We start from the raw sequence: 11,430 nt of genomic DNA on the forward strand, positions 1-11,430 counted from the left end.
CTTTCCCGTCTTCTTCTCGTGTCTTCCATGACCGCACCCGCGGTCCTGCACAGGAGGTTCACCATGCTCTCGAGAGTCTCGAAGACCGCGGCCGTCGCCGCACTGCTCATGACGTTCGCCGTCGCCGGATGCACGTCGACCGGCGGAGGTTCCGGTGGCACCACGGACGACACGGGCGGCGCCTACGGCCAGTCCTCGGAGTCGAGCGCCCCGACCTCGGGATCGGAGTCCGGCTCAGGAACGCTGATGACCGCGGACTCGGATCTCGGCGAGATCGTCGTCGACGCCGACGGGAAGACGCTCTACATGTTCGACAACGACACCCAGGGTTCGGGCAAGAGCTCGTGCACCGGCGAATGCCTCACGAACTGGCCGCCGCTGACGGTTGCGAGCGACGCCCCCGCCGTGAAGGGAGTGACCGGCGAGCTCGGCACCATCACGACCGCCGACGGCTCCACGCAGGTGACTCTCAACGGCTGGCCGCTGTATTACTTCGCGGGAGACGCCGCCGCGGGAGACGTCAACGGCCAGGGCGTCGGCGGCATCTGGTGGGTGCTCTCCCCCGCCGGGGAACGCATGGGCGAGTGAGCAGCCATCTCGTCCTCACCTTCGGCGCATGCCGGCTTGGATTCGTCGGTCGAGGTCATCGAGTTCCGCGATCAGCTCCGACGCGACCCATACGCGATCGCGGATGCGCCCGGTGATCTCGCGCAGGATTCCGACAGCGACCATGTCCTCCACTGCCGCGTATATCCGGGAGCTGCTTCCCAGATCAAGCCGCTCGATATCGTCCATGCTCATGACCGGATGATCGTAGAACGCCTCGATCAGAGCAGCTCCGGCCGATCCCGTCCGCGGACGATAGGTTTCACGCCATTCACTCGGAAGTACCTTGATGGCTGCGATGGAGTCGCGCGACTCCACCGCGGCCACCCTGGCCGATTTTGCAAAGAGCGAGATGATCGGACCGGCTTCGCCTCGGCGGTAGGCGGTGAGCGCGTCGAAGTAACCCTCACGCTGGGCGAGAAGCCCACTGGCAAGCGGTACGACGGCGTTCCGGGTGACACCACGCCGACGCAGGGAAGCACTGACGAGCGCGCGACCTATTCGTCCGTTGCCGTCTGTGAAGGCATGGATCGATTCGAACTGCGCGTGAGCGATCGCCGCCTGCACAATCACCGGCACGTCGTCTCGGTTCAGATAGTCGATCAAGTCGCTCATCAGCTCGGCGACGCGTTCAGGCGCCGGCGGCACGTAGAGCGCGCCACGCGGAGAGTGATCGCTGCCACCGATCCAGTTCTGCATGTCACGCAGGCGGCCTGCGTAATTCGCTTCGCGCGGGTCGTCGTTCATCAGCGCCTGGTGCGCCGACAGCACTCCCTCGAGCGTGAATGCGTTCTGGTCGCCCACGCCGGTGACCAGTGCGTGTAGAGCTCGGCTGGCGGCGACCATGCTCGTCGCACTGGAGTTGCTCCGGTTCCCCGCAATCGCCTTGGCATAGTCTTCGGCCGATGCGGCGATGCGCTCGATCTTCGACGACGCCACCGACTCACTCCGGATCATGAAACGCGACACCGCGACGCTGTGCCCCTCTGCATCCGCGTCCGCTCGGGTGATCGACATCAGCGCCGTTTCCAGCTCTCCGATGAGCGAGAGCGGCGGTGAGTAGTCGAGCGCAGCGATGAAGGGTGGGATCGCGGCATCGACATGACTGAGCATTCGATCCGCCTTGGTCCCGCTGCGAAACTGTTGGCGCCAGGGACGCGTCTCGACGACATGAGCCGGCCACGCCGTCACTGCCGCAGACGCGTCGGGCGTGTGCTCCATCGGGTACCTCGTTCCGCTTCGCTCACCGAGCATGTGGGAACAAGTCTGTGCGTATTCCCACTTATAGTCAATAAACAGGACTAAAGTGCGCGGTGTTCCTGCATTCGACGCCACGCCAAGGCTCGGCCCACGGACTCACCAGCGGCCGTGCCGGTGCTCCCACTCGTCCTCGACCGTGCGACGACGACCCGCGACGATGCCGGCGGGGATCGCGACGATCAGGACACCAGCGATGACGAGCAGCGGGATCTGCCAGCCCGCGGTCGTCTCGTGCAGCAGCCCGATCAGCAGGGGGAAGGTCGCCGCGATCGCATAGCCGATGCTCTGCACGAACCCGCTCAACGCCACAGCGCTCTCGGGTGTGCGGGCACGGATGCTGAGCAGCACGAGGCTGAGCGGGAACATGATGGCCGTGAGACCGAAGATGCTCACCCACAGCGGCAGGGCGACGGTCGGCACGAGCAGGAGACCCGCGAGCCCGACCAGTCCGCCGCCGACGGCCACGAAGAAGAGCGGACGTGTGGCCTGGAAGCGGACGACCAGGATCGGCACGAGCAGTGAGCACGGCAGACCGATCAGCGCGAACAGGGAGAGCAGGAAACCCGCGGTCGCCGGAGTGACGCCGCCGATGTCGACGAGCATGGTCGGCATCCACGCGAAGGAGACATAGGCCATCGTCGACGAGGCTCCGAAGACGATCGCGAGCGCCCAGGCGAGGGGGAGGCGCCAGAGGCGGGCGAAGTACCGACGGTTCGCCGGAGAAGTCGAGATCGGACCGGTCGCGACGGCCACCGCATCCTGCATGTCATTGACGCCGTCGGTGGGATCGGGGACGAGCAGTTCCGTCTTCACCGGCTCGCCCGCCCGCGAACCGTTCTTCAGCAGCAGTGCCACCCACGGCACGAGCGCAATCCCCGCGACAATTCCCCACATGCCCAGCGACACCCGCCAGCCGAGCGAGTCGGCCACCGGCACCGCGACCAGCGGAGGCAGGAAGGTCGACACCGCCATGGTGGTCGAGTAGATGGTCATCATGATCCCGAGGCGATCGGGGAAGTACTTCTTGACCAGTGGCGGCAGCAGCACGTTGCCGGAGCCGACACCCGCGAACACGACCGCCGTCGCCGCGAGCAGCGTCGTCGAGTCGACGGCGAAGCCGCGCAGCAGCAGGCCGAGGGCCATCAGCGCGATGGCTGCCACGGCCATCCGTTCCAGCCCGAATCGACGCTCGAACAGCGGTGTGAGCAGACCGAAGATCGCGAAGCACACCGGCGGTGCGGCACCGATCAGGCCGACGACGACCGGAGACACCGGGAAGTCCTCGGCGACATGGTCGATCACCGGAGACAGGGAGGCGACCGCCGAGCGCAGCGAGAACGCCACCAGGACGATCCCCACGAGTGCGAGAGCCCGACCCTGCCACAGCGGTCGTGCGCTCGGCATCGTCATGAGGTCTGTGACCCCTCCACCCAGGCCAGGTATTCATCCGAGACGGTGCCGGTCACGTACCGGCCGTCGAAGCAGCTCATGTCGAGATCGGTGAGCACCGAGCCCTCGATGATCGCGGCCTTGAGGTCTTCGACCTCCTGGTAGACGAGGTGGTCGCAGCCGAGCACCTCGGCGATCTCGGGGATCGTCCGCCCGTGTGCGATGAGCTCCTGGCGCGACGGCATGTTGATGCCGTACACGTGCGGGTGCCGAACGGGAGGGGCTGCAGAGGCGAAGGTGACCGAGGCAGCGCCGGCATCCCGCGCCATCTGGATGATCTCCTTCGAGGTCGTCCCCCGCACGATCGAGTCGTCGATGAGCAGCACGTTCTTGCCCTGGAACTCGGTGGACATGGCGTTGAGCTTCTGGCGCACGCTCTTCTTGCGCACGGCCTGCCCCGGCATGATGAAGGTGCGACCGACGTAGCGGTTCTTGTAGAAGCCCTCGCGGTACTCGATGCCGAGCTTACGGGCGACCTCCATCGCGGCGGGGCGCGAGGAGTCGGGGATGGGCATCACGACGTCGATCTTGTCCATCGGCACGTGCTTGGCGATCGTGTCGGCGAGGCGGTCACCCATGCGCAGACGTGACTCATACACCGAGATGCCGTTCATGACGGAGTCGGGGCGGGCGAGGTAGACGTACTCGAAGGCGCAGGGCGCGAGCGTCGCCGCCGTGGCGCACTGCTTGGAATGCAGCTCGCCTTCGGTGGTGATGAAGATCGCCTCGCCGGGCTCGACCTCGCGGACGACCTCGTAGTCGCCGTTCTCGAGCACGAGCGACTCACTGGCGACGACCCACTCGTCGCGCCCTTCGGAACCGGGCACCGTCGAGGGACGACGGCCGAGGATGAGGGGACGGATGCCGAACGGGTCGCGGAAGGCGAGCAGACCGTAGCCGGAGATCACGGCGATCACGGCGTACGCGCCCTCGATGCGCTCGTGCGTGCGGGCCACGGCCTCGAAGACACGCTCGGGGTCGAGGTCGACCGTCGAGGTCGTGTTCTGCAGTTCGCCCGCGAGCACGTTGAGCAGCAGCTCGGTGTCGCTCGAGGAGTTCAGGTGGCGGCGGTCGCGCTTGGCCATGTCGGCCGTGAGCTCACGCGTGTTGGTGAGGTTGCCGTTGTGGATGAGGATGATGCCGTAGGGCGCGTTCACGTAGAACGGCTGCATCTCCTCTTCGTTCGATGCCGTGCCCTTGGTCGCGTAGCGCACGTGTCCGAGCCCGACGTTGCCGAGCAGCGCTCGCATGTCGCGGGTGCGGAATGCCTCGCGGACCATGCCCTGCGCCTTGGCGTTGTGCATCACCCCGTTCGACTCCGCCGTCGCGATGCCCGTCGCATCCTGGCCGCGATGCTGCAGCAGCAGGAGTGCGTCGTAGATGTCCTGATTGACCGGGGCAGAGCCCACCATTCCGACGATGCCGCACATGGGCTCTTACTTCGCTCCGTCCGCGTAGGCGCCGACCAGGCGCACTGCTCCACCGTCGACGCCCTTGGCGCCCTGTTCGAATTCGCCGGCCGGACGCGGCCCGAAGCCGACGGTCCCGACCTGCCAGGAGGGCATGCCCTCGGCGTTCAGCGCAGCGATCGCGGCATCCTTCTTCTCCGCGGCGACCACCGCGAGGAATCCGATGCCGAGGTTCCAGGTGCCCTCGGCCGACTCCAGCGTGGAGCCGGCGATGTCGCTGAGCACACGGAAGACGGGGCTCGGCGACCAACTGCTGCGGTCGACCTCTACCCAGCTGCCCTGCGGGAGCACGCGGGCGAGGTTCGCCGCGATGCCGCCGCCGGTGACGTGGCTGAGTGCATGCACGCCGCCGGTGCCGGCGGAGGAGCCGAGTTGTTCGATGAGGCGCAGTAGCGGAAGCGTGTAGAGCCGCGTCGGCTCGAGGAGGGCTTCGCCCCAGGTGGTGCCGAAGTCGGCGGCGTTGTCGCCGTAGCCGATGCCGGCGCGGGTCACGATGTGACGCACGAGCGAGTAGCCGTTGGAGTGCAGTCCGCTGGACGAGACCGCGATCACGGCATCGCCGTCCTGCACACGATCGGCGCCCAGGATCGCGTCGGCCTCGACCACGCCCGTCGCAGCTCCCGCCACGTCGTAGTCGCGAGGACCGAGCAGACCGGGGTGCTCGGCCGTCTCGCCGCCGACGAGGGCGGTGCCGGTGGCGGAGCACGCTTCGGCGATTCCGCGCACGATGTCGGCGATGCGCTGCGGGAAGACCTTGCCGCAGGCGATGTAGTCGGTCATGAAGAGCGGCTTCGCGCCCACCACGACGATGTCGTCGACGACCATGCCGACGAGGTCTTGCCCGATCGTGTCGTGCTTGTCGATCGCCTGCGCGATCGCGACCTTGGTGCCGACGCCGTCGGTACTGGTCGCAAGCAGCGGGCGACGGAAATCGCGCAGCGCACTGGCATCGAACAGGCCGGCGAACCCGCCGACACCACCGAGCACTTCGGGACCGTGCGTCGCGCGCACGGAAGACTTCATCAGCTCGACGGCGAGATCACCTGCAGCGGTGTCGACGCCGGCTTCGGAATAGGGATTGGTGGGGGAGGCAGCCACGTCACCAGCCTACCGCCCGCAGCAGGCCCGACTCTCCGCGAAGACAGACCTCGGATCCGGACCCCCGACCCGCCTACGATGGGGCCATGTCCGACAAGCCGCAGTGGCTCATCCGCGAAGACGCGAGCGTTCCGGTGCTCGTCGCGCTCGCCCTGCGGCAGAGTCTCGGGATCCGTGTCCCTGAAGACCTCCCGTCGCTCCGCGAGCTGGCCGTGCGCGCACCGGATGCTGTGGACGCCTCTCCCGAGGTCGAGTCGCAGTGGCGGGACTACTGGGACATGACGGTCGAGCCCCGCGCGCATCCCTCCGAGGTGCCGTTGGAACTCATCGACGGGTTCGACACCCTGGTCGCGCTGCCCGCCTCAGGGGCCGAAGAGCTGTCTGCGGCGATCGCTCCGCAGGCGACATCCGCTCTGCTTTACGCACGCGCCGCGCACGACCGCTACGTGAACTCGATGAAGAGCCACACCGGCGGCGACGCCTACCGCGCCTATGCGAGCGCGATCGCGGAGTTCGAGCGCGAGGTCGGACGGCGCGCCCACTCGTTCGAGTTGAACGTGCAGGTGCTGCCGTTCTCGCAGCGCGGCATCTGGTGGATCGGCGCGCTCACGGTCGCGGTGACCGACGGCCTGCGCCGAGACGTGGTGGCCTTCGACGCCGCCATCCGCCCGGTGATCGCCGAACTGGCGTAGCCCCCGCAGCTTCCAGGGGATTACCGTCCCCGCCGAGTGCACGGCTTGCTTGCGAATGCACGGGATACCTGCGCAAAGAGGCCGTGCACTCGGCGACAAGCCGTGCACTCGGCGGCAGGTGGAGGGGGTCAGTCCTCGTCGACGACGGTCTCGCGGTCGACCCGGACGACCCGGTCGTGACGGCGGGCGATGCGCTCCATGATGAGGCCGACGACGCCTCCGAGCGCGATTCCGATCGGCACCGTCCACAGCAGGAGGAAGCCGAACACCTGGCCGGGCGGGTAGACGACGTCGAGCGCCTGCGACTCGTCGAAGCTGCCGGCCCAGGTGAGGATGCCGGCCGCGATGACGCCGACCACGACGCCGATGCCCATGAGCACGCCGTACCGCGGCACACGGCGCACGGTCGCCTCGACGGTCTGGTGGGAATCGGTGGGGGCCATGCCTCCATTGTCCCACCACCGACGGATGCTGTGTGCCGGGGTCTGCGTACGCATCGGTCGGGAGATCGGAGGGATGCAGGCTCGCGCAGGCCGATTCCTCCCTGCATCCGTTCATCGTCCCGACATCCGTACACCGGAGACGCAGAACGGCCCTCCCCGCGTCCGCCGCAGGGAGGGCCGTTCCGTGTTGCGCCTCGACTAGACCTCGGTCGTCGTCTCGGCGGTCTCGTCCTTCCGGTTGCGGCGGACGAGCAACACGCCGCCGGTCGCGGCCAGCGCCACGACCACCAGGCCGCCGATGATCCACGGCCACACCGGAGCGTCTTCGGACGCAGCGGGCTCGTTCGCGGTGGTGACCGATGCTGTGACCTCGGAGTCGGTCTCGGGCTTCTCCTCGGCGACGCCGCAGTCCGCGCCGACCGGGATCACGGCTGTGACCGGATCGAGCTCCTCGCCGGCGGCGTAGGTGCCGAACGCGGCCGCACCGGCCTCGGTCAGGGTGGTCGGAAGCGCGTCGAGTGTCAGCGCACCGTCGACGACTGCCGCATCTCCGAGTGCGAACTCCGCGAGGCGGACGTTCTTCTGGTCGATGCTCTCGCCGCCCTGCGTCGTGCCCGTCACATCGAAGACGATGTAGCCCTTGTCTCCGGCGAGCTCGATGCGTGCACCGGCGAGGGTCGTGTTCAACGCACCGTCGTGACCTGTGAAGGTGATGCTGCCGCCGTAGGTGACGAGCCCGGTGAGCGTCTTGTCGTCGAACGATCCGGTGCCGTTCTCCCACACGTAGTCGGGGTACTGGTAAGTCACGTCGGTCAGCGTCCAGCCACCCTTCGCGATGCCCTCGATGTAGGTACGGAACGACTCCTTGTAGCCCCACTTGAGCGTGGCGCCCTCGACGGTACAGACACCTACCACCGTCGTCGCCCGGCTCAGCGTGAACGCGAGGCCGCGGTTCACCGACCCCTGGAACGTGAGGGTGTGCTCGCCGTCCTCGAGGCTCGCGGGCAGCGCACCCGACCAGGTCGCGACGCCGTTCGCGTCGGCCGTCACCGTCTCCAGCAGCACGGGCGTCGAGTACACGACGACCTTGATGCCCTGCTCGTTCGCCCGGAATCCGGATGCCGACACCGTGGCCGGCTGGCCCGCTCCGAGGGCTGCGAGGTTGGCCTCATCGGCCTCGATGCCCTCGGTCGCCGGAGGGGTGGCCGGGAGGGTGGTCTTCGGCTTCACGACAGCGGCAGCCACTGTTCCGCTCGAACCGGCCGGCGCCGCCGCGACGGACCCGATCGTGAATGTCACCGGGTTCAGCGCGGTCCCGTAGCCGGCGAGCACGCGGTCACGTCCGGCATCCGTCAGCGTCGCGGGTGCCGCCGTGTAGGTCACGGCGCCGTTGGCCGCGATGCGCGCCGCGTTGGAGAGGTCGAGCGTCGCGAACGGCACCTGTGCGCCGCCGCTCGTGACGTACAGTGTCGCCGCCGATGCCGAGGTGATGCGGATCTGCGGGTTCGACACGGTCACATCGAGCACGCCCTGGTGACCGGTGAAGCGCACCGAGCCGCGGTAGACGACGCTGCCGAGGCCGGTGTTCACGTCGAAGTCCCCGCCGACGGTCTGACCGAACTGGAACTGTCCACCCGAACGGGTCGCGCCGTCGGAGACCGCGATGGAGCCCTTCGCGATGTCGCCCGTGATGTAGTTCGTGAACGACGACGAGATCGCCCAGCGGAGTGATCCGCCAGGGACGTTCGCGGGCGGATTCGTCGGGGTGACGGGCGTCTCCGGCACCTCCGGCACCTTCACGTCGAGCAGTGCGTCCCACTGCTGCGGGGTGATCGTCACGGTCGAGCGGGCGTAGATCGTGCTCGCGTCCGGATTCGAGTGCTGCTTCCACACGATCACCTCATACGACTTCGTGCGGTCGAGGTTCTTCGCCGCAGTCGTGAGATCGACCGCGAAGGCCCCGAACGTGACCTTCTGCACATACTGCATCGCGAGGAACCCGCCATCGGCACTCACCTTGCCCTCGGTGCCGGCTTCGATCAGGGCGACATAGGCGCCAGGGATCTCGCCGAGGTTCGTGGCCGCTGCTGTGACGGTCAGGCCGTCCTTCGCGGTCGCAGCCTTGACCGTCGTGCTCACGGTCGGCCCCGCCGGGAAGAGCGTGTCCCATTGCGCGTCACTGACGGTGACGGCGCCTCGGGCGTAGATCGTGTTCGCATCGGGCATCGAGTGCTGCTTCCAGACGATCACCTCATACGCCTTCGTGCGGTCGAGCTTGTCGGCCGCGGCCGTCAGATCCACCGTGAACGTGCCGCCCGTGATCTTCTGCACGTACTGCATCGCGAGGAACCCACCGCCGGCGGTGACGCTCCCCTCGGTGCCCTTCTCGATCACCGCGACGTAGGCGCCAGTGATCGCACCGAGCTTCGAAGCCGCAGCGGTGACGGTCAGGCCGTCCTTCACGCTCGCCGATTTCACCGTGGACGTGATGACCGAGGCGTCACCGTAGTTCAGGGCGACGCTGCGCTCCTGGTCGGCGTTCGCGACGCCACCGGCGCCGTAGGTGTACACGCCGTAGGATCCGGGGGTCGCGGCGGCATCCTTCAGTGTCAGCGTCGCCTGGAACGTGCCGTCGGCGGCGATGTCCACCCACTGCGCACGGATCGCGCCCTGGAACTGCGCCGGCACCTGGTTCAGCACACCCTCGGCCAGAGCCCAGACCTGCGCGCCCACCGAGCGGGTCGACGATGCCGCACCCGTCGAGGGCTGCCACGCCGAGCCGAAGTTGCCGAAGACCACGTAGGTGCCCTGCGGGAGGTGTGCCGGGATCGGCATCCCGCGTCCGCCGACATTCGCGGTCGGGTCATAGCCCGAGCCCTTCACGACGACCTTGTCGCCTGCGTTGAGCGCGACACCTGCGGCGGGTGTCGTGCCGTCGGCGAGGAACACCTCGATCGCCGCCGAGACCGGAGCCGGCTTCAGGGCCTCCCACTGCGCGTCGGTGACGGAGATGGTCGAGCGCGCATAGATCGTGCTCGCATCGGGGTTCGAGTGCTGCTTCCACGCGATGACCTCGTACGACTTGGTGCGGTCGAGCTTGTCGGCCACGGCGGTCAGGTCGACCGTGAAGACGCCGCCGGAGATCGGGCGCACGTACTGCATCGCGAGGAACCCGCCGCCGCCGGTGACGTTCGCCTCGGTGCCCTTCTCGATCACCGCGACGTAGGCGCCGGTGATCGCACCCAGCTTCGAGCCGGATGCCGTGACCGTCAGGCCGTCCTTCGCAGTCGCCGACTTCACGACCGTGGAGACGGCCGGAGCCTCGGTGTAGTTCAGGGCGACGCTGCGCTCCTGATCGGCGTTGATCACGCCACCGGCGGCATACGTGTAGATCCCGTACGACCCCGGTGACGTCGCCGCATCCTTCAGGGTCACCGTCGCCTGGAACGTGCCGTCGGCGGCGATGTCGACCCACTGCGCACGGATCGCGCTCTGGTATTGCGCGGGCACCTGGTTCAGCACACCCTCGGCCAGAGCCCAGACCTGCGATCCGGAGGACCGCGTCGCCGGTGCAGCGCCGGCCGACGGCTGCCATGCCGAAGCGAAGTTGCCGAAGACCACGTAGGTGCCCTGCGGGAGGTGCTTCGGAATGGGCACGCCACGCCCCTCGGTACCGAGGTTCGCCGTCGGGTCGTAGCCGGATCCCTTCACGACGACCTTGTCGCCGGCCTTGAGTGCGGCGCCTGCGGCCGGCGTGGTGCCGTCGGCGAGGAAGACCTCGATCGCGGCGGAGGCGGGCGGGGTCACGCCGGGGTCGGTGCCCGGGTCGGTCCCAGGCTCGGTTCCAGGATCGGTGCCCGGGTCCGTTCCCGGGTCGGTGGGGACCGGGCCGAACACGGCATCCCACTGCCCAGCCGAGATGGCGACGTCGCCCCGGCCGTAGATCGTGGTCTCGTTCGGGTTCGAGTGCTTCTGCCACACGAGCACCTCGTACGTCTTCGTGCGGTCCAGCGAGCCGGCCGGCGCGACGAGTGTGAACGTACTCGCCCCTCCGGCGACGGTCGGCATCACGAATGCGGCGTACCCGCCCCCACCGGTGAGACCTGACTCCGTGCCCTTCACGATGAGAGCCGCGTATGCGCCTTCGACCTCGGGCAGACCGCTCGCCTGCACCTGAACGCTCGCACCGGAAGTGTCGGCGGAGGCGATCGCGGCCGTCACCGTCGCGCCGGCGGCATGCGCAGGCGGGACGATCACCGCGCCGGCCGCGATGAGGAGGAAAGAGACGAAGGCGGCGAGCAGCACGCGTATGCGGCCGCCCCCTGAGGATGCTGTGGCTGTGGCGTTCACGATTCTCCACGGCTCCGGGCGCGCGAAAGACACGTGCCTGCGGTGCCGCAATGCAGTCGGGTG

The 11,430-nt window shown here is 68.1% G+C and carries 8 protein-coding genes; 2 read left to right on the top strand and 6 right to left on the bottom strand.

Translation table 11 applies throughout. The features are described from left to right. Positions 1 to 27 precede the first annotated feature (27 nt). Positions 28 to 588, top strand: coding sequence for a hypothetical protein (locus ACIQTX_RS18185; RefSeq protein WP_402974868.1), 561 nt, complete (start codon positions 28 to 30; stop codon positions 586 to 588). Between the two features lie 15 nt (positions 589 to 603). Here ACIQTX_RS18185 and ACIQTX_RS18190 read toward each other — a convergent pair whose 3' ends face one another. From ACIQTX_RS18190 to purM, 4 genes are read right to left on the bottom strand one after another with little or no spacing between them, the layout of a single operon-like run. Beyond that, positions 604 to 1,941 carry a Fic family protein gene (locus ACIQTX_RS18190; protein WP_402974871.1) on the bottom strand — a complete coding sequence of 446 codons (1,338 nt, stop codon included), beginning with the start codon at positions 1,939 to 1,941 and terminating at the stop codon, positions 604 to 606. A 21-nt stretch (positions 1,942 to 1,962) separates the two neighbouring features. Next, entirely contained in the window at positions 1,963 to 3,276 is a 1,314-nt protein-coding gene (locus tag ACIQTX_RS18195; RefSeq protein ID WP_402974874.1) for a CynX/NimT family MFS transporter, read from the bottom strand. Next, on the bottom strand, positions 3,273 to 4,745 hold the full coding sequence (gene purF / locus ACIQTX_RS18200; RefSeq protein ID WP_028503134.1) for an amidophosphoribosyltransferase: 1,473 nt from the start codon (positions 4,743 to 4,745) through the stop codon (positions 3,273 to 3,275). Before purF ends, ACIQTX_RS18195 begins: the two co-directional genes overlap by 4 nt. A 6-nt stretch (positions 4,746 to 4,751) precedes the next feature. Continuing rightward, positions 4,752 to 5,882: a phosphoribosylformylglycinamidine cyclo-ligase gene (purM, locus tag ACIQTX_RS18205; RefSeq protein ID WP_028503133.1), complete on the bottom strand. Its 1,131-nt coding sequence runs from the start codon at positions 5,880 to 5,882 to the stop codon at positions 4,752 to 4,754. A gap of 86 nt (positions 5,883 to 5,968) precedes the next feature. Between purM and ACIQTX_RS18210 the strand changes: the two genes are divergently transcribed. Continuing rightward, a complete protein-coding gene (locus ACIQTX_RS18210; RefSeq protein ID WP_402974878.1) occupies positions 5,969 to 6,574 on the top strand; it encodes a zinc-binding alcohol dehydrogenase in 606 nt (201 codons plus the stop codon). A 128-nt stretch (positions 6,575 to 6,702) separates the two neighbouring features. Here the strand turns inward: ACIQTX_RS18210 and ACIQTX_RS18215 are convergent, their stop codons facing one another. Next, positions 6,703 to 7,017, bottom strand: coding sequence for a potassium transporter Trk (locus ACIQTX_RS18215; protein WP_105527727.1), 315 nt, complete (start codon positions 7,015 to 7,017; stop codon positions 6,703 to 6,705). Positions 7,018 to 7,215: 198 nt separating this feature from the next. Continuing rightward, positions 7,216 to 11,367 carry an HtaA domain-containing protein gene (locus ACIQTX_RS18220; protein ID WP_402974881.1) on the bottom strand — a complete coding sequence of 1,384 codons (4,152 nt, stop codon included), beginning with the start codon at positions 11,365 to 11,367 and terminating at the stop codon, positions 7,216 to 7,218. Positions 11,368 to 11,430 lie beyond the last annotated feature (63 nt).

Source organism: Microbacterium sp. NPDC090281 (assembly GCF_044769635.1).
Classification (GTDB): Bacteria; Actinomycetota; Actinomycetes; order Actinomycetales; family Microbacteriaceae; genus Microbacterium.